This is a genomic window from Limosilactobacillus pontis (assembly GCF_002940945.1).
Taxonomy (GTDB): domain Bacteria; phylum Bacillota; class Bacilli; order Lactobacillales; family Lactobacillaceae; genus Limosilactobacillus; species Limosilactobacillus pontis_A.
Map to the genome: position 1 here is coordinate 190,220 of NZ_PNFV01000001.1, position 26,548 is coordinate 216,767.

General features: G+C 53.9%; 25 protein-coding genes. 5 read left to right on the forward strand and 20 right to left on the reverse strand.

The features are described 5' to 3' along the window. Nucleotides 1-226: 226 nt before the first annotated feature. The 5 genes from CK797_RS00885 to CK797_RS00905 form a co-directional block, all read right to left on the reverse strand. The gene (locus tag CK797_RS00885; protein WP_104687939.1) at nucleotides 227-1,888 is read right to left on the reverse strand and encodes an FAD-dependent oxidoreductase; all 1,662 of its coding nucleotides are present in this window, start codon (nucleotides 1,886-1,888) and stop codon (nucleotides 227-229) included. A 14-nt stretch (nucleotides 1,889-1,902) separates the two neighbouring features. After that, complete coding sequence (ahpC, locus tag CK797_RS00890) at nucleotides 1,903-2,466, reverse strand: alkyl hydroperoxide reductase subunit C (protein ID WP_104687940.1); 564 nt, start codon at nucleotides 2,464-2,466, stop codon at nucleotides 1,903-1,905. 252 nt (nucleotides 2,467-2,718) lie between these two features. After that, a complete protein-coding gene (locus tag CK797_RS00895; protein WP_104687941.1) occupies nucleotides 2,719-3,654 on the reverse strand; it encodes an FIVAR domain-containing protein in 936 nt (311 codons plus the stop codon). A gap of 113 nt (nucleotides 3,655-3,767) precedes the next feature. Continuing rightward, nucleotides 3,768-4,037, reverse strand: coding sequence for a 30S ribosomal protein S14 (gene rpsN / locus CK797_RS00900; protein WP_104687942.1), 270 nt, complete (start codon nucleotides 4,035-4,037; stop codon nucleotides 3,768-3,770). Nucleotides 4,038-4,164: 127 nt separating this feature from the next. After that, complete coding sequence (locus tag CK797_RS00905; protein WP_181049497.1) at nucleotides 4,165-5,031, reverse strand: metallophosphoesterase family protein; 867 nt, start codon at nucleotides 5,029-5,031, stop codon at nucleotides 4,165-4,167. Between the two features lie 122 nt (nucleotides 5,032-5,153). Here CK797_RS00905 and CK797_RS00910 point away from each other — a divergent pair, with 122 nt between their 5' ends. The 3 genes from CK797_RS00910 to CK797_RS00920 all read left to right on the forward strand — a co-directional run bounded on the left by CK797_RS00910 (nucleotide 5,154) and on the right by CK797_RS00920 (nucleotide 9,023). Further along, on the forward strand, nucleotides 5,154-6,518 hold the full coding sequence (locus CK797_RS00910; protein ID WP_104687944.1) for an MFS transporter: 1,365 nt from the start codon (nucleotides 5,154-5,156) through the stop codon (nucleotides 6,516-6,518). A 58-nt stretch (nucleotides 6,519-6,576) separates the two neighbouring features. Next, nucleotides 6,577-7,803: an MFS transporter gene (locus CK797_RS00915; protein WP_104687945.1), complete on the forward strand. Its 1,227-nt coding sequence runs from the start codon at nucleotides 6,577-6,579 to the stop codon at nucleotides 7,801-7,803. A gap of 149 nt (nucleotides 7,804-7,952) precedes the next feature. Further along, nucleotides 7,953-9,023 (forward strand): NAD(P)-dependent alcohol dehydrogenase, encoded by a 1,071-nt coding sequence (locus CK797_RS00920; RefSeq protein ID WP_104687946.1) that lies wholly within the window; start codon nucleotides 7,953-7,955, stop codon nucleotides 9,021-9,023. Between the two features lie 147 nt (nucleotides 9,024-9,170). Here CK797_RS00920 and CK797_RS00925 read toward each other — a convergent pair whose 3' ends face one another. Beyond that, complete coding sequence (locus CK797_RS00925) at nucleotides 9,171-9,782, reverse strand: hypothetical protein (RefSeq protein ID WP_104687947.1); 612 nt, start codon at nucleotides 9,780-9,782, stop codon at nucleotides 9,171-9,173. A gap of 184 nt (nucleotides 9,783-9,966) precedes the next feature. On the opposite strand from CK797_RS00925, the gene CK797_RS00930 reads away from it, so the two are divergent. Further along, nucleotides 9,967-11,322, forward strand: a complete 1,356-nt coding sequence (locus CK797_RS00930) for an APC family permease (protein ID WP_104687948.1) — start codon at nucleotides 9,967-9,969, stop codon at nucleotides 11,320-11,322. A gap of 54 nt (nucleotides 11,323-11,376) precedes the next feature. Here CK797_RS00930 and CK797_RS00935 read toward each other — a convergent pair whose 3' ends face one another. Both CK797_RS00935 and CK797_RS00940 read right to left on the reverse strand, forming a co-directional pair. Beyond that, entirely contained in the window at nucleotides 11,377-11,727 is a 351-nt protein-coding gene (locus CK797_RS00935; protein ID WP_104687949.1) for a hypothetical protein, read from the reverse strand. Nucleotides 11,728-11,739: 12 nt separating this feature from the next. Next, nucleotides 11,740-12,765 carry a lipoate--protein ligase gene (locus tag CK797_RS00940; protein WP_104687950.1) on the reverse strand — a complete coding sequence of 342 codons (1,026 nt, stop codon included), beginning with the start codon at nucleotides 12,763-12,765 and terminating at the stop codon, nucleotides 11,740-11,742. 155 nt (nucleotides 12,766-12,920) lie between these two features. On the opposite strand from CK797_RS00940, the gene CK797_RS00945 reads away from it, so the two are divergent. Then, nucleotides 12,921-13,394, forward strand: coding sequence for a hypothetical protein (locus CK797_RS00945; protein ID WP_104687951.1), 474 nt, complete (start codon nucleotides 12,921-12,923; stop codon nucleotides 13,392-13,394). Between the two features lie 42 nt (nucleotides 13,395-13,436). On the opposite strand, the gene CK797_RS00950 is transcribed toward CK797_RS00945, so the two are convergent. From CK797_RS00950 to smc, 12 genes are all read right to left on the reverse strand, one after another. Then, nucleotides 13,437-14,141 carry a glucosamine-6-phosphate deaminase gene (locus CK797_RS00950; protein WP_104687952.1) on the reverse strand — a complete coding sequence of 235 codons (705 nt, stop codon included), beginning with the start codon at nucleotides 14,139-14,141 and terminating at the stop codon, nucleotides 13,437-13,439. Nucleotides 14,142-14,228: 87 nt separating this feature from the next. Continuing rightward, a complete protein-coding gene (locus CK797_RS00955; protein WP_104687953.1) occupies nucleotides 14,229-15,455 on the reverse strand; it encodes an MFS transporter in 1,227 nt (408 codons plus the stop codon). A gap of 202 nt (nucleotides 15,456-15,657) precedes the next feature. Next, nucleotides 15,658-16,023: a 50S ribosomal protein L19 gene (gene rplS, locus CK797_RS00960; RefSeq protein ID WP_104687954.1), complete on the reverse strand. Its 366-nt coding sequence runs from the start codon at nucleotides 16,021-16,023 to the stop codon at nucleotides 15,658-15,660. A gap of 116 nt (nucleotides 16,024-16,139) precedes the next feature. After that, on the reverse strand, nucleotides 16,140-17,573 hold the full coding sequence (locus CK797_RS00965; protein WP_104688092.1) for an APC family permease: 1,434 nt from the start codon (nucleotides 17,571-17,573) through the stop codon (nucleotides 16,140-16,142). Between the two features lie 11 nt (nucleotides 17,574-17,584). Further along, a complete protein-coding gene (gene trmD, locus CK797_RS00970) occupies nucleotides 17,585-18,343 on the reverse strand; it encodes a tRNA (guanosine(37)-N1)-methyltransferase TrmD (protein WP_104687955.1) in 759 nt (252 codons plus the stop codon). Then, nucleotides 18,343-18,849: a ribosome maturation factor RimM gene (gene rimM, locus CK797_RS00975; protein WP_104687956.1), complete on the reverse strand. Its 507-nt coding sequence runs from the start codon at nucleotides 18,847-18,849 to the stop codon at nucleotides 18,343-18,345. The genes trmD and rimM overlap by 1 nt, the downstream gene beginning before the upstream one ends. Nucleotides 18,850-18,902: 53 nt before the next feature. Further along, nucleotides 18,903-19,163, reverse strand: a complete 261-nt coding sequence (locus CK797_RS00980) for a KH domain-containing protein (RefSeq protein WP_104687957.1) — start codon at nucleotides 19,161-19,163, stop codon at nucleotides 18,903-18,905. A 12-nt stretch (nucleotides 19,164-19,175) separates the two neighbouring features. Continuing rightward, nucleotides 19,176-19,454, reverse strand: coding sequence for a 30S ribosomal protein S16 (gene rpsP, locus CK797_RS00985; protein WP_104687958.1), 279 nt, complete (start codon nucleotides 19,452-19,454; stop codon nucleotides 19,176-19,178). Between the two features lie 100 nt (nucleotides 19,455-19,554). After that, nucleotides 19,555-21,000 carry a signal recognition particle protein gene (gene ffh, locus CK797_RS00990; RefSeq protein WP_104687959.1) on the reverse strand — a complete coding sequence of 482 codons (1,446 nt, stop codon included), beginning with the start codon at nucleotides 20,998-21,000 and terminating at the stop codon, nucleotides 19,555-19,557. A 3-nt stretch (nucleotides 21,001-21,003) separates the two neighbouring features. Next, nucleotides 21,004-21,345 (reverse strand): putative DNA-binding protein, encoded by a 342-nt coding sequence (locus CK797_RS00995; protein WP_104687960.1) that lies wholly within the window; start codon nucleotides 21,343-21,345, stop codon nucleotides 21,004-21,006. 15 nt (nucleotides 21,346-21,360) lie between these two features. Further along, nucleotides 21,361-22,950, reverse strand: coding sequence for a signal recognition particle-docking protein FtsY (ftsY, locus tag CK797_RS01000; protein ID WP_104687961.1), 1,590 nt, complete (start codon nucleotides 22,948-22,950; stop codon nucleotides 21,361-21,363). 2 nt (nucleotides 22,951-22,952) lie between these two features. Then, entirely contained in the window at nucleotides 22,953-26,528 is a 3,576-nt protein-coding gene (smc, locus tag CK797_RS01005; protein ID WP_104687962.1) for a chromosome segregation protein SMC, read from the reverse strand. Nucleotides 26,529-26,548 lie beyond the last annotated feature (20 nt).

Genomic DNA, 26,548 nt, shown 5'->3' on the forward strand with positions numbered 1-26,548 from the left:
AACGGTATTTATAAACAATGTTAATTAATTTTATGATTATTGAATAATCTTGCAATATCTAACTTCTTTTATAGTGTTATTAACATAATATTTTTGCTATATATTGACCAAATTTTTTCTTGTCAAGAACTCGCTAAATCATTTAGCGCACTACGATCCCAAAAACATAAAAAAGACCCCCAGCGTTTTCATACGCTGAGAGTCCCCTATATCATTAATTCATCTACTACTGTTGCTCATGCTTCTCGACGGCGGTAACCAATTCATCGAGGGATTGGCTACCAAAGATAACCGGATCGTCCCCAATCATCGTTGCTGGCACGGACATGATCTTCTTTTCCTTGCGCAGCGTCGGGAAATGCTGGAGGTCGATCATCGTGGCCGTGATCCCCGGATTCAGGGAGGCCATCCGCTGACAAGCCGCAACTACATCTGGACAGAAGTGACAGGTCAATGATACCCCGATCCGAATGTCAACCGGACCGAGCTGCTTAATCCGGTCGGCCATCTCAGGAGCAATTGTCTGCCCCGGCCCGGCGACGTTGTAGACACCAAGAACCAGCGAATTCAGCTCGTGACCGGTCGGAATCCCGGCATAATGGAGGCCAGTATCATGACCGTCACTATCCAACAGCTTCAGCATTGGCAGGTACTGACCGTCCCCCTTGACCGTGGTCAGGGAGAAGTGATCGTCCAGACCGACAAATTCGGTAACGAAGCTGACCAGCTGCTGGCTAAGGTCGCTATCGTTGGTGTTGACCTGGAAGGTGACGTCCTTGGTCAGACGGTCAAAGATCGGGCGCAGCTGCTGGTCGATATCCGCCGTCATCCAGTTGCCCTGGTGCGGTGCAACCGTCTCCTGCTTATCCAGTTGAGAAGTCTGTCCCACCGTCTGGGCAGGCTTCTTGGCCGCAGCAGCGTGGATTGGGATCCCCTGCTTTTGCTTCTGGGCAGTGACGTAGGCCTCTGCGGTAGTAGCTGCCGTGGCCCCATCGGCAGCCGCCGTGATGATCTGCCGCAGTGGTTTGACGATCACATCCCCGGCCGCGTAAACCCCAGGCACGTTGGTGGCGCCATTCTCATCGGCCTTGATGTAGCCTGTCTCGTCCAAATCAATAATGCCATCCAGGTGCTGGGTAGCCGGCTGAGTACCGATGTAGATGAACATCCCAAAGGTATTATCACCCTCATCGACGTGGTAGACGGTTTCCTTACCGGTCTTGTTGTTGACCAGGGTCGCACTGGTCAGGTAGTCATCCCCATCGACTCGTTTGACCTCAGTGTTGTATTCAACGCTGATCTTCGGGTTGGTGAGGGCCCGGGCGGCAGTCAGCGGTGGACAGGTAAAGTGGTCCCCACGAACCAGGACCGTAACGTGCTTGCCGAACCGGCTCAGGTAATCAGCTTCCTCGGCGGCCGCATAACCGCCACCGACCACGAAGATCTGCAGACCAGTGAAGAGTTCGCCATCGCAAGTTGAGCAGTAGGCGATTCCCCGGCCCCGGAACTTATCCTCGCCCGGGAATCCAACCTTGCGCGGGTTGGCACCGGTAGCGATGATTACACTGCGCGCCTGGTAAGTCTGACCACTCTTCCCGGTCAGGGTCTTGACCTCGTCGTCAACATCGTACTTAATGATCTGATCGTGCTTGATCGTGACACCAAAGTCCGCTACCTGCCGCTGCATCTGGTTCATCAGCTGGGTACCGTCCACCTTCTCGACCGCTGGGTAGTTATAGACTACCGAGGTCGTGGTGACCTGGCCGCCGACCGTGTCACCTTCGACAATCAGAGTGTCCAGGGTCGCCCGCCCGGCATAGAGACCTGCGGACAGGCCCGCGGGCCCGGCACCAACAATGATCAAGTCGTATAAGTGCTGCTCACTCATAGGCACGCACCGGATTAAAGCTTGCCGACAAGGTCAAGGCTTGGCTTGATGGAGTCCTGGCCAGGCTTCCAGTTAGCTGGGCATACTCGGTCACCGTGTTCACGAACGAATTGTGCAGCCTGCAGAGTCCGCAGAATTTCAGCAGCACTCCGTCCGATCCCCATGTTGTTGATGGTGTAGGATTGGATCTTACCATCTGGGTCAACGATGAAGACACCACGGTAGGCCTGACCAGCATCCTCATCCAAGACATCAAACATCCGGGCCAGCTTACCGGCTGGATCCGCCAGCATGTGGTACTTGATCTTACCAATCTTCTCGGATGCTTCGGCCCATGCCTTGTGGACAAACTCGGTATCTTCGGAGACGGAGTAGATCTCGGCGTTGGCCTGCTTGAAGTCCTCGTACTTATCTTGGAGAGCTTCTAGCTCTGTTGGGCAGACGAATGAGAAGTCAGCTGGGTAGAAGAAGAAGATACTCCACTTGCCCAAAACGTCCTTCTTGGTAACTTCAACCGTCTTGCCATCCTGATATGCGTTAACCTTAAAGTCTTCAATCTCGTGTCCGACAAAATTCATGAATATCCTCTCCTTAAATTAGAATGATTCTTAACTACACCCTTATTATAACTGTTTAACTGACTAATTCAAGGATTAATTTTGATTTATTCTAAACAAAGTCGTGACACAACTCCCTAACATAGATAAAAAATACAACAGCACAGTACAAAAAGGGCCTCAAGTGTTCGGTAAATCCGGACGCTCGAGGCCGCTTCGTACTTGCGGAAGTTTGAAAACAAACCAGTGCTGTCTCACTCCATTTTGAAATCTTCATTTATCTCTTTTTAAACCAAGGGTCCAACGGAGACCCTGCCAGATAGCCTGGGAAATAGAACGGCGAACAGCCGCCTTTTTAGCGTCCCGTTCTTGGGATGAATTCGATACCGGTGGTTCCGTCAGCTGAATGTTGGCTGTCGCTGACGAAGTTGATTGGATTGGTGTCGTCACCTGGGATGCGGCTGATTGCTTTGGAGTCACGGTGGAACCAGACTGAATAGCTGATGTAATCTGCTCCACGGTCGTTTGCTGGGAAGCAGTGGTAGTCAGTGGCGTTGACTGAACAGTTGGCTGGGGGTTGCCCTCGACGACCGGTGCTGGCTGGGGCACCATGGTGGCGGAATGGGATGCTACTGTTGATGAGCTTTCAGAGGTCACTGTTGTTGGGGTCTTCGTCGCCTCTGTTGCTATCGACGATGGTGTTACCGCAACCGATACTGGCGTTGCCGCTGATTGGACAACGTGCTCAGTCGGCTGGTCCGCTTGCGGTTGTGGATCTGCTGGTGGCTCGGTCGGCTTTGTCGGGGCCACCGCCGACTGCGGGGTATCCGCCGGCTGCGACGGGGTACTGGCCGTGGACCGATCCCCGGTCGACGATCCGACTGGGGTTGTGGCCTGGCCCTGCCTCACCCTTTCCGATGACTGTCGCGGAGCTGGTTGAGCAGCACTCGTGGTTGGAGTGCTGGATCCAACATTACTCTTCAAGGCCTTGATTGCATTCTTGATCGACTGAACCGCCATGTCAACCATCGTCTGGGGCGATAATGAAGCGCCATTCCGCTCATTGAGAATATCCTTCCCCATCTGAATTGTCTGATCATAGACCGCCTGTGTCCGGGTACGGGCGTTTTGGTAATAGTCTGTCCCGTGAACCCGGGTCTGATCACCGACCAGCTGTTCCAGTTCTCGATAATCAACCTGCGTACTCATCTGACTCCCTCCATTTCTCAACATACTTATACGTCTAGTATAGCAGTTTTTTGCATCGCACCAACAACAAAAAAAGGTTACGGCAGTCACCGTAACCCTTCTTCAAAGATCTATTACCAGCTGGCCTTCCGGACACCCGGGATCTCACCCTTGTGCGCCAAGTTGCGGAAGTTAATCCGTGACATTCCAAACTTGCGCATGTAAGCGTGAGGACGGCCATCGTAACGGTCCCGGTTGTGTAGCCGGACCGGACTGGAATTGCGGGGCAGCTTGGATAAACCGATGTAGTCGCCCTTTGCCTTCAATTCCTTACGCTTGGCAGCGTACTTTTTAACTAATGCTTCTTGATGGTGTAATTTAGCAATCTTTGACTTTTTTGCCATATATAAGATGTTTCTCCTTTTAATATTGATCAACATTCCATTACAACAACAATATCAAAACATCTGCGATAATCATTCATTTTATATTATGACAGGTTCCCTAACTTTTTACAAGTAAAACGGCCGCCTATTTGTTTAATTTTTCCTTAAAGTGCTCGTACTCAGCAATGTAATGATAACGATCGTTATAACCCTGGAGCAATTCGTCGTCGTGAGTGTAGGCAAAGCCGGTGTCCATCATCTTCTGATAGAGGCTTTGGTATGGCAAATCACCCTCAGCAGCCAGGGTCTTCTCCCGTCCCCGATCATAGGCAACGTGGCGGAAGCTGGTAACCGCCATCCCCTGGTCATCAACTTCTAAAATCAGGTAGTGGGCGCGCAAATCGCGCTGGAGAGTCGGCCAGTGGTTGAAAGGCTCCCCCACTGCTCCTGGATTAAGGACGACCCGCTCATCGGTTCCATAACGCAGAAGATCGTGGTGGACATGGGCATAAATCGCCACGTCAATTGCTGGCTGCCCCGGTTTGACAGCAAAAAGCTGGTCAAAGTTAGCCGAGTCATTAGTTGGGAAGAGGTCCTGCCCCATATTCAGGTCCGGCAGGTTGTGGGAGATACCAAAATTTAACGGTCCCACCTGGCGGGTCACCCGCATTGGCCAGTGGGCAATTTCATCGACAATCCCCGGGGCCGCGTGCTCAGCCACGTACTGGGCTAAGCGGCCGAAATAAACATGGGATGGCTTGGTCATGTCCATCGCCCCCCGGGCACCAACCACTACCAGATCATCCCAGTTGCCCCGAACAAGGACGGTCGGGGCCATCTGCTGAACCAGGTCCCAGATAGCGTTGACGCTCGGGCCTGGCATCAGGAGGTCCCCCACAAACCAATATTCGTCTACATCCTGGGCCCGGCTGTCTCGATACATCGCCTGCAGGGCCGTCAGATTGCCATGAACATCTGAAAATACCACAATCTTCTTTTTCACGCTTTCCATCCTTCCTTTCTACTATATTAATATAGCGGAAGCCCAGCTAAATTACCAATCAATTTGCCCTTGACGCTGGGGCCGGCGATAGTGCTAGACTGAATAAGATACTATTGCGAAAGGAAATTAACATGTCAAAATCGCAAACCGTTCAGATCAGTACTCACACCCGACGCCTGATCACCACCATTCTCCTGCTCTCAACCTTCGTCAGCCTGGCCAGCCAGACGATGATGGTTACGGCCCTGCCGGTTATCCAGCACGACCTTCACGTCTCGCTCAATGCTGCCCAGTGGCTGACGACCGGCTATACCTTGATCATCGGGATCGTCACCCCACTTTCTTCCAATATGTACGATAAGTTTACCAATCGCCATGTTTTTCTGAGCATCATCGGTACCTTCATCGTCGGCACCCTGTTGGGCTGTTTCGCCACCAACTTCTTCACCCTGCTCCTGGCCCGACTGATCCAGGCCAGCGCCAGTGGGATGCTGATGTCATTTCAGATGACCACCATGATCTCCATCTACCCGATTGAGAAGCGGGGGTCGATCCTCGGCCTCTCCAGCCTGGTGATCTCGGCTGGTCCCGCCATCGGGCCGACCCTGGCCGGGTTCATCCTTCAGGTCCTCTCCTGGCGGTGGCTATTCATCCTGGTCCTGCCATTTATGATCCTTGCCTGGATTGGTGCCTACCTCAAGCTGGCGAACTTCTCCCAGCCACGCGACATCAAAATTGACTACTTCTCCGTCCTGATCTCCCTGATTGGGTCCGGACTCACCCTCGGTAGCCTGACCGCCTTCCAGGTGAACGGCTGGTTGGGGCTGGCCATGCTGGTTGTTGGACTAGCGGTGATCGCCGTCTTCGTCAAGCGCCAGCTCCACCTTAGCAACCCGATGCTCAAGGTCCAGATCTTCAAGTATTCCTCGTTTCGACTGATGACAATCGTCGGAATCTTTGCCTTCATGGTCCTGTTGGGCACCGAGCAGCTCCTGCCGATCTTTACTGAGAACGTCACCCACGCCGGGAGTTTTGTTTCCGGGCTGATTCTCCTGCCTGGAGCGATCTGTAACGCCATTGCCGCCTCAATCGTTGGCCGGATCTATGACCAATACGGGCCAAAGTGGCTGATCATCACCGGCGGAGCAATCATGTTGATCGCCTCGGTCCCGCTGGTTACCATCTCCCGTGGATCATCACTTTTGATCTTGACAATTGCCTATGCCATCCGGATGATCGGCAACGCCTGCGTCTTCAGCCCGGCCCTGTCGGAAGCCTTCGCGGACCTATCCCGGGCTGAAAATAGCCACGGGACTGCCCTCAACAACACCCTACGCCAGGTCTTTGGTGCCGTCTCGGTCACTATGCTGGTGGTCATCGCCGGAATTCCGGCCTCCCTGATCACTGGGATTCGGATCGCCATGTGGGTCACTGTCCTGCTGGTTCTCCTGATGCTCCTGGCATTTACCTGCTACCTAGTTAAACAAAAGCATTAACTTTTTGCCGAATTACGCGTATCCTATTAAGTATTATTACAAACTAAGGAGGCTTTCTATGGATTCTCCAGCAGCAACTGGTAAATTCCCCCGTGGCTGGCACCGCACCTTCTATACCCTCTGGCTCGGCGCCTTCACCACCGGGATGGGCTACTCAATGACGATGCCCTTCATCTCGCTCTTCATCAACGAACTTGGTCACTTCAGCCGCTTCCAGCTAAACTTCTATTCCGGTCTGGCCTTCGCCATGACCTTCATCAGTCAGGCAATTGTCTCCCCGCTTTGGGGAAATCTCGCCGATCGGAAAGGACGGAAATTGATGTGCATGCGGGCATCCGGGGTAATGGCCTGCACGATCTTCATCACCGGCCTCTCACAAACCGTCTGGATGATCATCGGGATGCGGTTCCTTCAGGGGGTCTTCTCCGGTTACATTAACAACGCCACGGCGATGATGGCCGGTGAGACCCCGCACCAACGCTCCGGCTGGGTCATGGCCGCCATGACAACCGCCGGGGTGGGTGGCAACCTGGTTGGTCCCCTGCTCGGTGGGGCCCTGTCCGGCTTCTTTGGCTACCGGATCCCCTTCTTTATCACCGGGGGTCTGATGTTTTTAGTCTTCCTTTCAACCTGGCTGCTGACAACTGAACACTTCCGGCCGATCAAGAAGGCCGCCATGAAGCCGATGAAACAGATCGTGGCGGAACTAGACAACCCCAAGCTAATCTTCGTAATGTTTCTGACTACCATGATCGTCACCGCATCCACGATGTCGATCGACCCAATCATCAGTCTCTACGTCAAATCACTGATGCACAACCACGGAAACGTTGCCTTTGTTGCCGGAATCGTCGCGGCCACCCCGGGCCTGGGGACCCTGATCGCCGCCTCCAAGATTGGCCATACCATGGACCGGATTGGGCCCGAACGCGTCTTGCGGGTTGGTCTAACCGTTGCCTTTGTCCTCTTCATCCCAATGACCTTTACCCACTCGCCATGGTCACTGGCCTTCTGGCGCTTCCTGCTGGGGCTGGCCAACGCTGCCCTGATGCCAGCTACTCAGACGGTATTGACCCTGGACGTGCCGACCGAGGCCTTCGGACGGATCTTCTCTTACAATCAGTCCTTCCAAGCTGGTGGGGCCGTGCTCGGCTCCCTGCTGGGGTCGGCCATCTCTGGTCTGTCCTCCTACCCGATGGTCTTTGCCGTCACCGGCCTGACCCTGCTGATCAACCTGATCCTGGTTCTTCTTGTCCGGACACCGAAAAAAATAGAGCAAGCTTAAAGAAATTAAGAATTGCCGCCGCTGTGAATCGCTCAGTGGCGGCTTTTTAATGATCGCCGAAATCAATCTGCTACCGTTTGCATCTAACCTGGGGATAGTGCTATATTGTGAATGTAGTAGCATTGAATTTATTGAAAGGTGGAATTTGTATGCGTGGTTTTGCAATGCTCGGTCCAAATGAAACCGGCTTTATCGAAAAGGATGATCCTAAGTTAGGACACCGTGATGCCCTGGTCAAGCCATTGGCAGTCGCACCATGTACCTCAGATATTCATACTGTTTACGAAAATGCGATTGGTCCCCGGCACAACATGATTCTCGGTCATGAAGTCTGCGGTGAGATTATGGCCGTCGGTGATGAGGTTAAGGACTTCAAGGTCGGTGACAAGGTCTTAGTTCCGGCAGTAACACCCGATTGGTCAGCGTTGAACTCCCAGGCGGGTTATGCTTCTCACTCCGGCGGGATGCTGGCTGGCTGGAAGTTCTCCAACTTCAAGGATGGAGTCTTTGCCACCCGCTTCCACGTTAACGACGCTGACGGCAACCTTGCCCACATGCCGGCCGGAATGGATCCAGGTGTCGCCTGCATGCTGTCCGATATGATTCCAACTGGTTTTCACGCTGACGAATTAGCACACGTCGAATTCGGTGATACTGTGGCCGTAATCGGGATTGGCCCAGTTGGCCTGATGGCACTGCGCGGGGCTGTTCTCCATGGTGCTGGTCGAATCTTCGCTATTGGTTCCCGGCCAAAGACCGTGGAAGTTGCTAAGAAGTACGGCGCAACCGACATCATTGACTACCATAACGGTGACATCGCCGACCAGATCCTGAAGGCAACTGACAACAAGGGTGTCGATAAGGTCCTGATCGCCGGTGGTGACACCGATCATACCTTCGACCAGGCTTGCCGGATGACTAAGCCGGGTGGCGCGATCGGTAACGTTGCCTACCTGAACGGTAATGACACAATTAAGATTAATGCTGGTGACTGGGGTGTTGGGATGTCCAACATTTCAATCGATGGCGGCCTTATGCCAGGTGGCCGTCTGCGGATGGAGAAGCTGGCAAGCTTAATCACCAATGGTCGTTTAGATCCTTCACTGATGATTACCCACAAGTTCCATGGCTTCGAGAAGATCCCCGACGCACTGGAGCTGATGCACAACAAGCCTGCTGACCTAATTAAGCCAGTAGTTTACTGCGACGATATCGACTAACAATAACCAAAACAAGCACCAAACGTTCAATGAAGTGCCTCATAATTGTTAGACAAAGTTCTAACAGTTACAAGGCACTTCAGTTCAATTTTCAGACGTTTGGTGCTTATTTATTTACCTAATTTCTCTACTGACTTCGACTGCCTCTCAGTACTGGACCTGGCAACTACTGAGCTGACAACTGGCGCCGATGGCTGTCTGGTCGGTGGTAATGGCTACCCCATCGACGTCCAGCCGCTGGACTCGGCAAATCGCCAGCTGGTCACGTGCCCCCGCCACAAGCTGGACCGCCGGAAAGAGGTGCGCCAGGGCGGTGCTGACGATCAGGTCATAGTAAGCGGTCGCCGGCTCCATCATGATCAACAGCGGAGTCGTCGTTGCAATAGCCTGGTCAAGAACCCGCTTAACGGCCTGACGAGTCACTAACCCAGTAACTGCCAGCGGAACTCCCTCAGTCAAGAGGTCGTGAATCAAGGCTGTGTTGAGCTGCCCCTTCGTCATGGCCGGTACCTGAACGTAGACATTGTCGCCGAGCAAGCTCATCTCCTCGGCCTGGATCCGCATCTGCTGAGGGGTAGTAATAGTCAGCGGCAGAAGGAGCCGATGACTGGCCAGAATGTTCGCCAGTTGTCGGACATCGACCTGCAAACTGGCTTGACTGAGGACCAGACTGCAACTATCGTCAATCGCCGCAGCAGCCATGAGAATCGCCGGGTCCGCACTACTGATGAAGAATCCGCCTTGAAATGTTGCTTGCAAATTAACCGCTCCTTTTAACTAGACCATTTTTTATACATCCCTATCATTAGCTATCCGTAAGCCAATGTCAAGCGATTTTTACTAATTAGACCATTTTTGATTTGTGCTTACGATGCGCTATTAACATTTTAATAATTGCTACTACAATAGAACTTGTAAAAGTAAATCTTTAGGGGTGATTATAATGAATCATAACAATTCCGTCCCTAAAAAGCTCTCGTTCATATCGATCTACTTTTTAGGAATCAATGGTGTGATCGGGTCCGGAACATTCCTGCTCCCGTCCGTTATTTATCGTTACATGAACCTGTCGGCCGTCCTTGTCCTGCTCTGCACGGCGCTGACGGTTTCGATGATTGCGCTTTGCTACGCTGACCTGTCAAGTCGCTTCAAGGGGTCAGGGGCGGCCTGGCTATATTCCTACAACGCCTTTGGCCGCTTTACCGGCTATGAGCTTGGAATATTTACCTGGTTTTTGGGATGCTGCACCCTGGCCGCTGAAATCGTGGCCCTGCTGACCACGTTAAAGAGCTTTATGCCGGTCTTTGATAACCACGTCGCCTACTACGGAACGGCAATGGCGCTGATCATCCTATTTGCTATCATCAACTTCTTTGGCCGGGACCTGGTCAAGGCGGTCAATAACATCTCCGCGGCGGCCAAGATTCTGACCCTGATTGTTTTCATTGTTGTCGGCATCTTCTTCATCCATAAGGCTAATTTCTCACCGGTAATCCCAGCGGCCGCACTGACTGGGGCTGGCCCGTTTTTCAAACATTTTGGGGCGGCCTTCACACCGATCTTCTACCTGTTCACCGGCTTTTCGTTTTTGCCGATTGCCGCTAAACAGATGAACAACCCGGAGAAGAACATCCCCCGGGTCCTAATTGCGGTCATGATCAGTGTCACGATCCTCGACGCCTTGATGATGATTGTCGCCATTGGGGTCGCTGGATCCCGGCTTGGCGGCTATTCCACCCCGTTGGCAAGCGTGTTTGGCGATGCCATCGGCAAGTGGGGCTACACGGTAATTATTGTAGGGATGCTGATCAGTATCTTCGGGGTCGCCTTTTCGGCGTCATTCAACGCCCCGTCCCTAGTGGCTTCTTTAGCCAATGAACACGGGATGCTGCCGAAGGTAATCGGCAAGAAGAATAAGCATGACGCTCCCTGGGTTGGTATCATCCTGACGGCTATCCTTACAGCCGCCTTCGCCACCCAGAGCTACCTCTTCCTGGTTTCCTGCACCGTGCTGGCCTCTTTCGTTCAGTACGTGCCATCAATCCTGGCGGTGATCAAGTTCAAGCATACCAATGAGTTCCCAAACCACGGCTTCAAGCTACCGGGTAAGTACATTATCCCGGCACTGGCTCTGGTGGTCTCCTGCTACATGGTCACCAACTTCACGGCTAAGACCTTGTTAGTCGGCACCGTGGTTGCGGTACTCGCCGCGGTCGCCTACTTCTTCATCGATAAGGACGAGGAGGCGGAACGGCGCCACGAGAGCTTCCTCGCAGCCCTGCGCAACGAGAAGAAATAATCTTTAAGACATAGACAAAAAATCCGTCCAACACATGCTGGACGGATTTTTTAGTTAGGCCGGTTTGATCTCCACCAGGAGCGGGTCTGTGACCTTGCTCAAGCTGGACGGATCGTTCTGGTAGTCTTCATAGACCCGGCTGATCTTGCCCTTAGCCGGCGACTTGAAGGTTTCAACCGCCTTGCCACCCTCGATGTCAATCAGCTGGTCATTCTTATCTACCAGCTCGTCGACCTGGGGTGTTGACAGGAAGGTAATGTCGCCAAGCTCATCAATTACCTGGCTGGCAAGACCGACTTTGACCAAACCGTTGTCCTCCCGCCACCATAGGCCATTCTTCTCTCGATGCACCGGAGCCTGATGTTTGAATAGGTGTTTGATCCAATTAACAATCTTCTGCCACATGGTCACACCCCCTTAGTCGGCCAATATCAGATCAGCAAGGTCGTCGGCGCTAACCCGGCCAAGATTGGCATTCAGGTCACTGGCGTTTAAGGCGGCAACTAGGCTGTACTTGTCCAGCTTGGTCCCGACCAGGTGATCCTCAACAGTGTGCGGGTTGCCGGCCGTGAAGAAGTCCCCGTAAACCTTGGCTTCAGTGATCTGACCGTTTTTCTCGTTAAAGTTGAAGGAGACAGTACCGATTGGGAAGTGTTTGGAAACGTAGTGCTTAAAGCCTGGGTTCTTCCCGTAATTCCACTCGTCAGTTCGGTACTGCTTATCAAGACGCTGATCAATAATTGACCAATCGTGATCAGTCAGGTGGTAGGTTTCAACCTGATCCATCGAGTCAACCCCGAACATGTGACAGAGCAGGTAGTTCTTAAAGTCCGCCGTCGTCCATTCCTGATACTTAGCCGGCAAGTAAGGCTTAATGTTGGTAACCCGGGCATCGACGGACTTGACCCCCTTGGAAGCCAGCTTATCCTTCTCCGGCGTCAGGACCTCGCTGGCCGCCGTCATATTCAGGTCGAACATAACCGTACCACCGGCGGCATAGGCGTTATCGCCCTTGACGATTGCCATCCCGGAGAACTTCTTGCCGTCGATCGTCATGTCGTTACGCCCACTAACCTCAGCCGACTTAACGCCGAGATCGTGAAGGGCGTCGACTACCGGATCCCCGATAGCATGGAAATCGCCGAACTTACTGGTATCGCCAACTACGATATTTTCAAAGACCAGGTTGCCAAAGTCGTGGTAAACGGCCCCGCCACCACTGGACCGCCGTACCAGCTCAATGTTGTGCTTTTTGAGATAGGGGAGGTCAATCTCGGCATAAGCATTCTGGTTAACACCGATGATAACAGATGGCTGGTTGATGTAGCAGATCAAACCGTGACCCGGCAGGCGCAGGTCGTTGATCAGGTAGTTATCCAGGGACTGATTGACTAGGGCATCATGGACGGGCTGGCCATTGCGGCTGGTATCGATAAAGAACATTGTTATCCACCTTCTAATTAAAATTGAATACGGTTACAGTTTATACCTTATCGACTATTATTAACAGTCTTTTCCCTTGTGACTATTAGCACTTGCCCTTGCCACCGGAAACGGTCATAATATAGCGGTGGATATCCAGATGGGAGGAAATTATCATGAATAAATTCACTACATCAACGCTGGCCCTGGTTGCCGGTTTCGGTATAGCTAGCGCCAGCACGGTAGTCATCAACCAGGCCCCGCTCCAGCCAGTCGTCCAAGCGGCCAGCAACGAGGACCACACCCTAGCCAATCGCGACATCGCCAGCTATCTCGCCAACTGCCAGCAGTATGAATCCAGCGATAAGCAATTCCGCGGGTTCACCAGCATCAAGCAGATCACCTTTACTGGCAAGCACACGCTCAAGGTTGACGTCAATGACGACATCTTCCAGCTCAGCAAGGCGCGCCGCAGTCTCTTGATCGATACCATGCAAAACGGCGTGATCGGCACCCTGATGGACAACGGCCTGGCTAACTTCAACCAAGCCGCCGTCCAAAGGGGCTGTAAGACCACCGTCTACCTGAACGGTCAAGTGATCGGGCGCAGTACTGCCCACAACTACCGGCAGATCAACTGGGATAAGTAAAGAAAAACGCCATCGGCCAAATCCAGGTCGATGACGTTTTCTTTATATCTGACTGGCAGCAGCCGCATCCAGGACCACCGTCACGTTCGGATGACGCTGAAGGATTGAAGCCGGTACAGCCGTGGTAACCGGGCCCTTGATGGTAGCCCGAATCGCCGCGGCCTTCTCTTTACCAAAGGCCAATAGAATAATCTGCTTGGCTGCCATAATCGAGGCAATTCCCATCGTGTAAGCGTAGTGCGGTACCAATTCGGGTTTAGCGAAAAAACGGGCGTTGGCAGCAATCGTCGACGGCGTCAGCGCTACCCGGTGAGTATGACTATCGAAGGCCGTCCCCGGTTCATTGAAACCAATGTGGCCGTTACGGCCGATACCCAGCACCTGCAAGTCAATCGGGTGGTCGGCCAGGATCCGATCATACGCCTTGGCCACTGCCCCAGCATCGGGATTGGTCCCGTCCGGGAAGAAGGATTCCTTAAAGGGCTTAACGCTAAAGAGATGTTTCTGCATAAAATGATGGTAGCTCTGCGGGTCGGTCGGCTTAAGGCCCACATACTCATCCAGATTGACCGAGCTGGTCCGGCTAAAGTCCAGATCACTCGCACAGATCAGCTTATACAGGTCCAGCGGCGTGCTCCCCGTTGCGAGTCCCATCACCTGAAGCTGGTTGTGACGGGCCATGTCGGCAACAATCTCAAAGGCCTTGGCACTAGCCGCGGCGGCTGTCTGTTCTCTTATAATTTGCATAATTATCACCTCGTCTACTGTGCCCCTATCCTACCACCAAATGACAAATGGCGAAAACCCGTAGCAGAGTTTTCGCCATCGTTCAAGCTAGTGCGCTAGTTTCCGCATCCCCGGCAGGGCCTCCATGACCAGGAAGGAGATGATGTAGAGTGCGGATAGGCACCCCATCGTGACCGCCAAGGTGTAGTGATCCATCAGCAGACCGATAACCACCGAGGAGAAGCCGCCGATCGCCCGACCGACGTTCATGATGATACTGTTGGCCGTCGACCGGATCTCAGTTGGGTAGAGACGGCTGATGACCGCCCCATATCCACCAAACATCCCGTTGGAGAAGAATCCGATCAAGGCTCCGGCTAGGATCAGGGCGACGGCACTCTTAACCATCAGAATTGCAAACATGACCGAAGCGGACCCCAGCAGGAAGATCCCGAATGCCCAGCGGGGACCGAGATTATCCATGATCGTACCAAAAACCATCATTCCAATACTCATACCGATGATCGTGGCCACCATCCAGAGTGAGGATCCGGACACCGACAGGCCCTGCTGCTTCTGAACAATCGACGGTAACCAGTTCATCAAACCGAAGTAACCAGCAATCTGGACAATCGTCATTACCATCAGCCCCAAAGTCTGCAGGGCCAGCGCTGGCGTGGCAAAGAGCCGACTAACCGCGATCTTCTCATGGGTCTCAACCGCATGAGCGTGAGCGGTGATGAACTCACTGCTTTCATGAACGTGACGCCGAATGAAGAAGGTCAGGACTACCGGAATAATCCCCAGCAGGAAGAGCGCGTTCCAGCCAAATGCCGGAATAATGTAGGCCGCCATCACAGCCGCAAAGATCGCCCCAACTTGACCGCCGATCGCCGCGACCGAAGTTAACCGGCCAAGCTGACTTGGCCGAAAGTTCTCGGCGATCAAGGCAATACCGACCCCATACTCGCCACCGGCACCGATTCCCGCTAGGAACCGCATCGTGTAGATCATCGACAGGCTGTGGGCAAAGAACATTGCCGCAGTAGCGAAGGCAAAAATAAAGATCGTATAGGTGAAGGTCTTGACCCGGCCGATACGATCGCCGACAAGTCCGAAGATGGCGCCGCCGGCTAACATACCGAGATTCGTGATCGAACCGATCCAACCGGCTGCCGTACTTGAGATGTGCAGCTCAGCGATGATCGGTGCCAAGGCAAAGGAGAGAAACATAATGTCCATGTTTTCCAACGAGAACCCCGCCGCGGTGGATGCCATCACCCACTTCTGGTTCTTCGTCATGGTGTGCCTAAATTGCGTACTTGTTTGTTGCATATTCAATTGACCTCCAAAATTGATGCTCGCTGACATCATTTATTTTGCGTTGCTCGTATTATGGCACGGGGACTTTGGAAATGCAAACCGACCGGCGACGTAGTAAATCGTTCTAATCCGCCCCATGATGGTTGCTAAGCACTGGTAAAATTTTTTAAAGTAAAAAAAGAACCCCTGCCAGGCAGGAGTCCCTATGATATGATTACTTTTCATTGTCGCGACGACGTTCAGCAATACGAGTAGCCTTACCAGTCCGTGCCCGCAGGTAGTACAGCTTAGCACGACGTACCCGACCATGACGGAGAACATCGATCTTTTCAACACGTGGTGAGTGAAGTGGGAAAGTACGTTCAACACCGACACCGTTACTGATCTTCCGAACAGTGTAGGTAGCGCTGATACCAGCACCATGGCGCTTGATAACAACACCTTCGAACATTTGGATACGTTCACGTGAACCTTCAACGATCTTGGCGTGAACCCGAACAGTATCCCCGGCACGGAAGTCAGGAATATCATCACGTAATTGACTAGCAGTAATCTTTTCGATCAACTTGTTTTGACGCATTATAATTTCTTTCCTTTCGCCGACATTCATGTCCCAGCTTGGGGCAGCGGAATACCGTTATTCATGGCTAAACAGCCAATAACTACTATACAAGTTTTTGGTCTAACTTGCAAGGCCTATTTTCGGTGTTCCTGATTGATAATCGAATGACGCAATCCGTAGACAAAATAGATCACCAGACCAATCGCAAACCAGCCAATCATCAAGATTTTAGCATCGATGTTCAGCCCCCAGAAGATCACAGCCGAAAACAAGGCCGAGACCGCCGGCAATACTGGGTACCAAGGCATCTTGAACTGAGCCTCTGGCAAGTCTCGCCCCTCACGCGGACGCAGGGCATAAATTCCCAGGGAGACAAAGATAAAGGCCACCAAGGTCCCCGCCGAGACCAGTGTTGCCAGGAAGGTAAACGGAAAGACAGAACCCAGAATCATTGCCAGCACCGTGATCAGCCAGAGAGCGTGATTAGGTACGTGACGATCGTCAATCACGCCAAGGGTCTTAGGGAGAAGCCCATCACGTCCGAAGGCATAGATCAGCCGCGATGAGGCCAGCAAGATGGCAATTAAAGCGGAGAAGATCCCAACAATCGCTACCACCGATAGCAGGTTAGCCGTGAAGTAGTGGCCGGCGTGGCGGAGGGCCCAGGCGGCCGGCTCGGCATTATTGGCGTAGCGGTTGTATTTGAACATCCCCACCAAAACTAGGGAAACAGCGATAAAGAAGCCGGTCCCCAATACTAGGGTCCCGATCAGACCCCGGGGCATTGTCTTCTGCGGATTCCGGGTTTCGGCGGTATTGGCCGCGATTGCATCAAAGCCGACGTAGGCAATGAATATCTGCGCGGTCCCAGCCAGGATCCCCTGCCAGCCGCCAAAGCTGGTGCCCGGCCGGTGCGGCGGAATAAAGGGAACATAGTTTTTGGTCTGGATGGCCGTCGCCCCAACGACGATGAACATTAATATCACTAGGAGCTTAACCGCCACGATGATATTTTCAATCCGACTCACCTGGTGCAATCCTCGCGAGATCAAAATGCCGACGACCAGGATTGCCAAGGCCGCCAGAACATCGACATAGGAACCGTGGCCGGGGTCAAAGCCGCCGGTAAGCGCCCGGGGCAAGCGGACACCGAGACTGGCCAGAAACCCCTGCATGTAGGCCGAGCAGCCAGAGGCAACAAAGGCTACTGAGATGAAGTACTCGGCCAGCAGGGCCCAGCCGGCAATCCAGCCGAAGAATTCACCAAAAAGGACGTTGATCCAGGAGAAGGCCGACCCAGCAAAGGGCAGGACCGAGGACGTTTCCGCATAGGCCAAGGCTGACAGCCCCGCCCCAATCGCTGCCACAATGAAAGCCAATGGGACAGCTGGCCCGGTGTGCTCCGCCGCCACGATCCCGGGCAGAGTGAAGATCGCCGTGCCGACTACCATCCCCGTTCCGAGGCCGATCAGGTCAATTGTCCGCAGACTGGGAGTTAGTTTTGAATCCTTTGCCTCATAGACTGCTGGATCTTGTTTTAAGAGCAAACGTTGAATTAGTTTTTTCATCCAGCCCACCATTAATCCGGAACATCCGGGTCTTCTTCGAGCTTGATGTCCTCCAGCATCAGCTGCTGCTCACGAGTCAGTTTAGCCGTCTTGAGAAGGTCAGGCCGCCGGTGGAGAGTCCGCCGCAGGGACTCGCGCATCCGCCACTCGCGAATCTTTTGGTGGTTACCGCTGGTCAACACCTCTGGTACCTTCATCCCACGAAAGTCTGCCGGGCGGGTATACTGGGGGAATTCCAGCAGGCCGTTGCTGAAGGAGTCACCCATCGGTGAGGCCTGGTTGCCCAATACACCTGGCACGAAGCGAACGGTAGCATCGATCATCACCATCGCCGCCAGCTCGCCTCCGGTCAGCACGTAATCACCTAGTGAGGCCTCATCCGTGACCAGGTGGCGAATCCGCTCGTCATAGCCTTCATAGTGACCACAGATAAAGGTCAGGTGATCCTCCATCGCTAGCTCCTGGGCGTAGTCCTGGTCAAAACGCCGTCCAGCCGGGTCCATCAGGATTACCCGGCCCTTCGGATAGGTGTCCTTTGTCTCCTCCTGAATTGCTGCCATCGCGTCAAAAATCGGCTGAGGCTGGAGAAGCATCCCTGCGCCCCCGCCGAACGGGGCATCGTCGACGTGATTGTGCTTATCGGTCGTGTACTGGCGAAAGTCAGTAACATTGATGTCGAGGAAGCCACCCTCCTGGGCCCGACCGACAATCGATTCACCCAGGGTTGCCTGAAACATATCTGGAAATAAGCTTAAAATATCAATTCGCACTATTCTAGTCCTTCCATTAATTCAACTGTGACTTCACCGTTGTCGAGGTCGACGTCCTTGACCACATCATCGATCACCGGCAGGAGAAGGTCTTGCTTGCCAGCACGTTGGACAACCCAGACATCGTTAGCCCCTGGTGAGAGGATCTCCTTGATGGTTCCAACGGCTTCACCATCAACCGTCTTAACTGCCAAGCCAATGATCTGGTGGTAGTAATACTGGCCATCTGCCAGCGGCTGCTGGTCGGCCCCGCTGACCATTAGCTCATGGTCACGGAAGGCCTGGACATCATTGATATTGTCGTAGCCAACAAATTTCACCAAGATAAAGCCCTTGTGCTGGCGGGCCGTCCCCACCGTCAGCTGCAACGGCTCCCCTGCCTGTTTAAGGTAGAGGTTCTGACCCGGGGCAAAACGTTCGTCCACAAAGTCGGTGGTCGGCATTACCCGGACCTCACCACGGATGCCGTGGGTGTTCACAATCTTACCAACATTATAAAAATCCATGTTTCCCTCCTAAAATGGTAAAACCTCCCACAGGTTGGTGTGGGAGGTTTTATTTAGTGTCGATGATCATTAATCAGTAACCGGATCTTCTTGGCGTTGTTGCGTCGAGGACGTGCGCCCTCAACTACTGTCCGTAGTGCTGCAGCGACGTGGCCCTGTCGGCCAATCAGCCGGCCCACGTCTGCACGATCAACATTAACGGTGTAGCGCCGAAAACGATCACTGTCGGTCACCGTAATCGATAATGATTCTGGATGCCGCAAAAGTGGGGTTACCAAACTACGAATCAACGCTTCGATATCAGTCTCGGTCATGATTACTCATCACTACTTCTTTGCAGCGTACTTAGCTTCGTGGTACTTCTTCATAACGCCAGCCTTTTGCAGCATGTTACGAACAGTGTCAGAAGGTTGTGCACCCTTTTGTAACCAATCCATAACGGCGTCTTCGTCGAACTTAACTTCCTTTGGAGTAGTCAATGGGTTGTAAGTACCTAATGAAGTGATGAAACGACCATCACGTGGGGAACGTGAGTCAGCGACAACAATCCGGTAGAAAGGACGCTTCTTTGAACCCATGCGCTTTAAACGAATTTTAACGGACATTCTTTTGCACCTCCCTGAATTCTTTTAACAGATAATAATATACCAGCCTTCAAATGGAATGTAAAGTAGTTTTTCTTGACAGGCGTAAATTTTTCTCAAATTAACGCTTCTTACGCAACTTGCGGAGTTTCTTGATCCGCTTTTGCTTATCCTTCTTCATCTTCCGTGCCATCCGGTTCATTGCCATCTGTCCCATCTTGCCGCCGGGCATCTGACCACCGAACAGGTTTTCCATTCCACTCATGTTACCGTTGGTAACCTGCTTCATCATCTTACGCATCTGGTTGAACTGCTTGATCATTCGGTTAACCTCAACGATTGGCCGGCCGGAACCCGCTGCCAGACGCCGGCGCCGACTCGGATTCATCAGGTCGGGGTTCTCCCGTTCCGCTGGCGTCATCGAGAGAACGATCGCCCGGATATGGGCAAACTGCTTCGGGTCCAGGTTAACGTTCTTTAACGCCGGATTATTGGCCATTCCCGGCATCATCTTGAGGATGTTCTCCAGCGGCCCCATCTTGGTGACCTGGTCCATCTGAGCGAGGAAGTCGTTGTAGTCAAACGTGTTCTCCCGCATCTTATCCATGGTCTCCTGAGCCTGTTCCTCATCGAAGTTTTTCTGGGCCTTTTCGATCAGGGTCATCATATCCCCCATGCCCAGAATTCGCGAGGCCATCCGGTCGGGGTGGAAGACATCCAGATCTTCCATCTTTTCCCCTTCACCGACGAACTTGATCGGCTTGCCAGTAACGGCCCGGATTGACATGGCGGCCCCACCACGGGTGTCACCATCAAGCTTGGTCAAAACCACCCCGGTGATGTCAAGCTTATCATCGAAGCCCTGGGCAGTGTTAACCGCGTTCTGTCCAGTCATCGCATCGATTACCAGGAGAATTTCATCCGGGTGAACCAGCTGCTTAATATTGGCCAGCTCGTCCATTAGCTGCTCATCGATCTGAAGCCGTCCGGCCGTATCAATGATCACATAGTCATTATGGTTCTGTTTGGCGACTTCCATCCCCTGACGCACGATCTCAACAGGGTCCACATCGGTCCCCTTCTCAAAGACCGGAACGTCAATCTGCGCAGCCACCTGCTGCAGCTGGGTAATGGCGGCAGGCCGGTAAACGTCGGCCGCAATGAACAGCGGCCGGGCGTGGTTTTCGTTTTTTAAACGCAGTGCCAACTTGCCGGCCGTGGTCGTCTTCCCGGCCCCTTGGAGCCCAACCATCATGATTACGGTTGGAATGTGAGCGGCCTTGTTGAGCGGCACAGCCTCCTCACCCATCAGTTCGGTCAGTTGGTCGTTGACAATCTTGACAATCTGCTGGGCTGGGTTCAAGCCCTTCAGCACCTCAGCCCCGGCGGCCTGTTCGCGGACCTTCTTTACAAAGTCCTTGACAACCGCGAAGTTAACATCGGCTTCCAAGAGGGCCAGGCGGATCTCCCGCATGGTTTCCCGGAGGTCGGCCTCCGTAACTTTGGGCTTGCGCCGTAGTTTTTCCATCGCCTTCTGCAGGCGTTCTGTTAATCCTTCAAATGCCATTTGCTATTCTTCCTCCAAGCTTTCCAGATGGCCCACCAGTTCGTTGAGCCGGGCGTCATCCGGGTAGTGTGTGCGTACATACTGTTGAATCTCGTCAGCCTGCTGGTTACGGGCCTGAAACTCCGCATACAGGTGCAGCTTGGCCTCGTAACTCTCGAGAATATTTTCTGTCCGCTTGATGTTGTCGTAGACCGCCTGCCGACTGATGTTGAAGTTCTCGGCAATCTCACCGAGCGAGTAGTCATTCCCGTAATAGAGGTCCATGTACTCGTTCTGCTTCTTGGTCAAAAGGGGCTGGTAGAACTCAAACAGGGAGTTGATCCGGTAATTCTTCTCGATTTCCATACTATCTCACCTTGCCTAATCGACGTCCACCAGGCCCTTGAAAAGGCCGTAGACAAAGTCGCTGGCGTCAAACTTCTGCAGGTCGTCCACCTTTTCGCCAAGACCGACATATTTAACAGGCAGGTGCAGCTCGCTCCGGATCGCCAGGACGATTCCCCCACGGGCAGTCCCGTCGAGCTTGGTCAAGACAATTCCCGTGACATCGGTACTCTGCTTGAAGAGCTTAGCCTGGTTCAAGGCATTCTGTCCAGTCGTAGCATCCAGAACCAGCAAGACCTCATGGGGAGCGTCCGGGATCTCCCGGGTTAAAATCCGTTTCATCTTGGCTAATTCCTTCATCAGGTTGACCTTGTTCTGCAACCGGCCAGCCGTGTCGACAAAGAGAATGTCGTAGTCTTCCTGCTTGGCCTTCTGGACCGCATCAAAGACAACCGCAGCTGGATCACCATTTTCCGGTCCGGTAACGATGTCAACCCCGTCTCGCTTGGCCCAGACATCCAGCTGCTCGGTGGCTCCAGCCCGGAAGGTATCGGCGGCCGCCAGCAGGACCTTCTTACCCTGCTTCTTGAAACGAGCCGCCATCTTGCCGATCGTGGTCGTCTTTCCGGCACCGTTGACCCCAACGAACATGATCACCGTCGGGCCCTCCTTAGCCATATTGAGGTCCGGATTCTCATCTTTGCCGGCCTCATCGTAGAGGTCAACCATCTTCTCGATGATGACGTTGGAAACATCCTGCTTACTCTTGGCGTTTTCCAGTTTGACCTCTTCACGGAGCTCATCGCTGAGCTTCATCGCCATGTCATAGCCGACATCTGATTCAATCAGCATGTCCTCGAGGTCATCGAAAAAGTCCTCATCGACGTGGCGGAAGTTAGCCAGGAAGCGGTTGAGCCGGGCTCCAAAACCGGTCCGGGACTTGGCCAGACCACGGTCATACTTCTGGGCGGCCTGGTCGGTCTCATCTTCAGGCTCACTGGATGGCGCCTCACTGGTCTCATCGGCGGCGGAAGCAGCTTCTTCAGCGGCAGCCGTGCTGCTTGCTACCGTTGCGGCTGACGTGGCTACATCCTCACTGCTTGGCGTCGTGTTGTCGTCTTCTGGGGCAGCGGACTCGGCACGATCGGATGCCGCGGATACTGCCTTCTCCCGCGCCGCCGTTTCACTGGCCGCGGCAGAAACCGTGGTAGGCTGAACCGTAGCTGAGGACTGGAGGCTGGTCGCCGATTCAGGGGCCTCGGCTGATTCGACACTGGCTGTTGGCTCATTAGTTGCCGTTGATTCGGCACTGACCGTCGGCTGAGCGACCGCAGTTGGCTGGCCGCTTCTTATTGCCGACGTAGCACCGGTTGGCTGGGTACTTGCGGGTTCAGTTGCCTTCTTTTCAGGCGTGCTTGACTGCTGGTCAGCAATAGCAGCTGGCGTCGTTGAAGCCGCACTCGTTGCTTGGTCAACGCTTGCCGTTGGCTGCGAGGCAGCAGTCGGCTGGTCAGCCTGGCTGGCGGCCGATTCTGCGGGGGCACTCGGTTGCTGACTGGCGGCTGCACTGCTTTCCTGCTCTTTCTCCTTCTTCTTGTGACGGCGAAAAATATCAAATAATCCCATTTCTACACCTTCTTCTGATTTTCTTTTTCATTCATCGTATCAATCACATCGACCGAAACCATCCGCGAAACCCCGGATTCCTGCATAGTGACCCCGTACAGAACGTCAGCCCCCATCATTGTCCCCTTTCGGTGGGTAATGACAATGAATTGAGGGCCCGTCTTACCGAAACGGTTCAGGTACTGAGCAAAGCGCTGCACGTTGACCTCGTCTAAGGCTGCCTCGGGTTCGTCCAGGATTGCAAATGGTACCGGCCGCACCTTCAAGATCGCAAACAGAAGGGTGATAGCGGTCAGGGCCCGCTCACCCCCGGAGAGGAGGCTGAGGTGCTGGTTTTTCTTGCCAGGTGGCTGCGCCATGATGTCGATCCCCGTCGTTAACAAGTGGTCCGGGTCAGTCAGGATCAGCTTGGCCTGCCCACCACCAAAAATTTGTTTGAAGGTTGCATCAAAGGCTGCCGAAACCTGTTTAAAGGTCCGGGTAAAGCGCTGTTCGACCTGACTATCCATCTCACCCATCGTCTGGTTGAGCTGCTTGCGGGCCGCCAGTAGGTCGTCCTGCTGGCCCTTGAGAAAGTCATAATGCTTCTTGACCCGGTCATACTCAGCGATCGAGCCAACGTTGACATCGCCCAGTTCGGCCAATCCGCGCCGCAGTAGTTTCAACTGACGGGCAAGCTGGTCATCGTCCAGGTCGCTAATATTCTGCCGGGCCGCATCAATCGTCAGCTGGTATTGCTCATTCAAATGGTTGAGCAGCTGATCCAGCCGGCTTTCACTGCGTGCCTGCTGGGCCTTGAGGTCACCAGCATCATCACTGGCCGCCTGTTGAAGGGCGGCGGTCCGCTGGTGTTGGTCCTCCTGAATGGCCAGGTCATCGTCCAAACTGGTCAGTTGCTGGTCAGCTTCTTCGACCTGGTGCTTACTCTTGCTCAGCTGCTTCTGGGCATCCTGCAGGGCGGTCTGCTGGGCCGCCGTTGCGGAATGATCATCGTTCATCGCCGCTGCCAATACCGTCAGCTGATCCTTGACCCGGGTCAAAGCTGCCTGAGTGTCGGTGACCGTCTGACGGGCCGCCGCCAGCTGGTGTTGGAATTGCTGCTTGCGCTCGGCCGCTACTGCTAACCACTGCTCCATCTGGTGAAGCTCTTCGTTTTGGGCTGAAGCGTTAGTTTCAAGGTCGTGGATCTGGGCAGTCAGCTTGTCGATCCCCTGCTTGGTGACCTGCTGCTGCTGGATCACCTTATTCTCCTTTGCCTTCAGCTGGGCAACCTGATCTTGGTCACTCTTGACTTGACTCCCTTGTTGAGCCGCCTGAGATTGGAGGGCCTGGATCTGACGATCAAGGTCCTGGAGCCGGTCAGCCAATATCGTCAGCTGAGACTGGGCGGTATGCTGGTCAAGCTGGGCCGTATGAAGTTGTTCCTGCAGGGTGGCTAACTGCTGATCGAGCTTATCGTGCTGGGCCTTTAGCTCAGCTACGCGCTGCTCGGTCTGGCTAACCTGATCCTCCTGTTGGTCAAGGAGGTCAGCCAGCTGCTTGCCAAGCTGCTTTTGAGTCAGCAGACCGTGCTGGCGATGCCGGTTGGCCCCACCAGTCATCGCCCCGCTGGCGTTGATCAGCTGGCCATCCAGGGTAACAACCCGAAGCTGGTGGTGCCCAGCCCGAGAAATTGCCGTAGCGTGATCGAGATTATCGGCCACGACCGTGTTTCCAAGCAGGTAGTCGGCTACCACTTGGAACTGAGGATCGAATTGGATCAGATCAACGGCCCGACCGACGACACCTGGTAGCGTCGCCACGTGGTTCCAGGAACCAGCAGGTCGACGCTGAATTAAGGTGTCAAGCGGCAGGATCGTCGCCCGACCGCCCCGGTGCTGGACCAGGTAGCTGATTATCCGCTTCCCAGTTGACTGCTGGTCAACTACCAGCTGCTGAAGCTGGCCGCCGAGGACGGTTTCAATGGCCGTTGTCAACTTGGCAGGCACATCAAAGAGCTCACTGACCGGTCCTGCTAATCCCGGAAAATTCTGCCGGTTTTGTAGAACGGTTCGGACCCCTTGGTAGTAACCAGCATACTCCTCACTCATCGCCCGGTAGTTCTTGATCCGAGCCTTGGTAGAATGGACATCCCCCAGGGCCGCGTACCAATCACGCTGGGCCTGCTGGTACTGCTGGCTGATCGTCGTCAGTTGGCGATTCAGGCTGGTCACCTGATCCTGAAATTGGGTCACCTGCTGGTTCAAACGGTCGTTCTCCTGACGCTGGCCCTGCTGGGCATCCTTCAGTTTCGTCAGTTGGGCTTGCTTATCTTGAAGCTCGCTACTGTTCTGGTTCTGCTGGCTGACCCGCTGCTCATGGCTCCGCTTCAGGAAGGCCTGCTGGTTGTGCACAGTCGTCAGCTCCTGCATCAGGTTGATCTGCTGGTTGCGCAGGTCACCCAGCTGTTTGTTCAACGCCTGGATCCGTTCGGCACTGCTCATCCGTTGGGCAGCGTCGTAGTCGGCTTGGTGCTGGTCAATTTCCTGTTGATGGGCCGCTAATTGTTCTTCGGCAGCCTGCTGGGCTTGTTCGGCGTCCTTCAGCTGGGCGGTTAGTTGATCAGCCTGGTCGTTAAGGCGGCGCTGATCGGCCAGCTGCTGGTCCCGCTTCATGGAAAACATTGACTGCTCATTTTTTAATTGGGCAATTTTCTCCGTCTGGGCCAAAATTTCCTGCTGGGCAGCGTCTTTCTGCTTGAGCAGGGCCGCGCGCCGCTGCTTCAGTTTGGTCAGCATGGCATCAACCTTCGTCTGTTGGGCCTGGTAATCGGCCACCAGTTTAGCAGTCTGCCGGTACTTGGCCTGAACCGTGGCGAAGTGGTCACGCTCCCGGTCATACCGACGGACGGTCTGGGTCCGGTCGAGCAAGTCAAACTGCTTCTTCTGCTCCAGGTAGTCTTTGGCCAGGGCACTCTCGTCAGCCAGCGGTTCCAACTGCCGAGACAGCTCACTGATGATGTCATTAACCCGGTTAAGATTGTCCATCGTCGCCGTCAGCCGTTTCTCGGCGGTCTCCTTGTTCTTCTTGTACTTGGCCACTCCGGCCACCGTCTCGATAATCCCGCGCCGGTCCACTGGTTTGCCGTTGAAAACCGCAGCCACCCGGCCCTGGGAGATAATCGAAAACGATTCCCGTCCCAGTCCAGAGTCGATAAAGAGGTCGGTAATGTCCTTCAAGCGTACCTTCTGACCGTTGATCAGGTACTCACTGTCCCCGTTGCGGTAGAGTTTCCGGGTGATTGTCAGCTCGCGGAAGTCGCTGGCCAGATAATGGTCGCTGTTGTCCAGGGTGATCGAAACCAGGGCCCGGTTCAGCGGCTGTCGGTCCGCAGCTCCGTTAAAGATGACATCGGCCATCTTGTCACCACGCAGGTGCCGAGCCGACTGCTCACCCATCACCCAGCGAATCGCCTCGATAATGTTGCTTTTGCCGCTACCGTTAGGACCAATGATCCCGGTCATCCCCGGTTCAAACTTGATCGTGGTCTTCTGGGCAAACGACTTAAAGCCGTCTAACGTTAAAGACAATAACTGCATTTGTCGCTTTCACTCACCTA

Excerpts from the sequence above, each read along its gene's own strand:
- CK797_RS00945 (WP_104687951.1), top strand. The coding sequence starts at position 12,921 with ATGAATAAATTCACTACATCAACGCTGGCCCTGGTTGCCGGTTTCGGT.
- CK797_RS00905 (WP_181049497.1), bottom strand. The coding sequence starts at position 5,031 with ATGGAAAGCGTGAAAAAGAAGATTGTGGTATTTTCAGATGTTCATGGC.
- CK797_RS00940 (WP_104687950.1), bottom strand. The coding sequence starts at position 12,765 with ATGTTCTTTATCGATACCAGCCGCAATGGCCAGCCCGTCCATGATGCC.
- smc (WP_104687962.1), bottom strand. The coding sequence starts at position 26,528 with ATGCAGTTATTGTCTTTAACGTTAGACGGCTTTAAGTCGTTTGCCCAG.
- CK797_RS00965 (WP_104688092.1), bottom strand. The coding sequence starts at position 17,573 with ATGAAAAAACTAATTCAACGTTTGCTCTTAAAACAAGATCCAGCAGTC.
- CK797_RS00950 (WP_104687952.1), bottom strand. The coding sequence starts at position 14,141 with ATGCAAATTATAAGAGAACAGACAGCCGCCGCGGCTAGTGCCAAGGCC.
- CK797_RS00915 (WP_104687945.1), top strand. The coding sequence starts at position 6,577 with ATGGATTCTCCAGCAGCAACTGGTAAATTCCCCCGTGGCTGGCACCGC.
- CK797_RS00930 (WP_104687948.1), top strand. The coding sequence starts at position 9,967 with ATGAATCATAACAATTCCGTCCCTAAAAAGCTCTCGTTCATATCGATC.
- rimM (WP_104687956.1), bottom strand. The coding sequence starts at position 18,849 with ATGGATTTTTATAATGTTGGTAAGATTGTGAACACCCACGGCATCCGT.
- ahpC (WP_104687940.1), bottom strand. The coding sequence starts at position 2,466 with ATGAATTTTGTCGGACACGAGATTGAAGACTTTAAGGTTAACGCATAT.
- CK797_RS00995 (WP_104687960.1), bottom strand. The coding sequence starts at position 21,345 with ATGGAAATCGAGAAGAATTACCGGATCAACTCCCTGTTTGAGTTCTAC.
- rpsN (WP_104687942.1), bottom strand. The coding sequence starts at position 4,037 with ATGGCAAAAAAGTCAAAGATTGCTAAATTACACCATCAAGAAGCATTA.
- CK797_RS00935 (WP_104687949.1), bottom strand. The coding sequence starts at position 11,727 with ATGTGGCAGAAGATTGTTAATTGGATCAAACACCTATTCAAACATCAG.
- rplS (WP_104687954.1), bottom strand. The coding sequence starts at position 16,023 with ATGCGTCAAAACAAGTTGATCGAAAAGATTACTGCTAGTCAATTACGT.
- CK797_RS00980 (WP_104687957.1), bottom strand. The coding sequence starts at position 19,163 with ATGACCGAGACTGATATCGAAGCGTTGATTCGTAGTTTGGTAACCCCA.
- CK797_RS00885 (WP_104687939.1), bottom strand. The coding sequence starts at position 1,888 with ATGAGTGAGCAGCACTTATACGACTTGATCATTGTTGGTGCCGGGCCC.
- rpsP (WP_104687958.1), bottom strand. The coding sequence starts at position 19,454 with ATGTCCGTTAAAATTCGTTTAAAGCGCATGGGTTCAAAGAAGCGTCCT.
- ffh (WP_104687959.1), bottom strand. The coding sequence starts at position 21,000 with ATGGCATTTGAAGGATTAACAGAACGCCTGCAGAAGGCGATGGAAAAA.
- CK797_RS00895 (WP_104687941.1), bottom strand. The coding sequence starts at position 3,654 with ATGAGTACGCAGGTTGATTATCGAGAACTGGAACAGCTGGTCGGTGAT.
- CK797_RS00910 (WP_104687944.1), top strand. The coding sequence starts at position 5,154 with ATGTCAAAATCGCAAACCGTTCAGATCAGTACTCACACCCGACGCCTG.
- CK797_RS00955 (WP_104687953.1), bottom strand. The coding sequence starts at position 15,455 with ATGCAACAAACAAGTACGCAATTTAGGCACACCATGACGAAGAACCAG.
- CK797_RS00920 (WP_104687946.1), top strand. The coding sequence starts at position 7,953 with ATGCGTGGTTTTGCAATGCTCGGTCCAAATGAAACCGGCTTTATCGAA.
- ftsY (WP_104687961.1), bottom strand. The coding sequence starts at position 22,950 with ATGGGATTATTTGATATTTTTCGCCGTCACAAGAAGAAGGAGAAAGAG.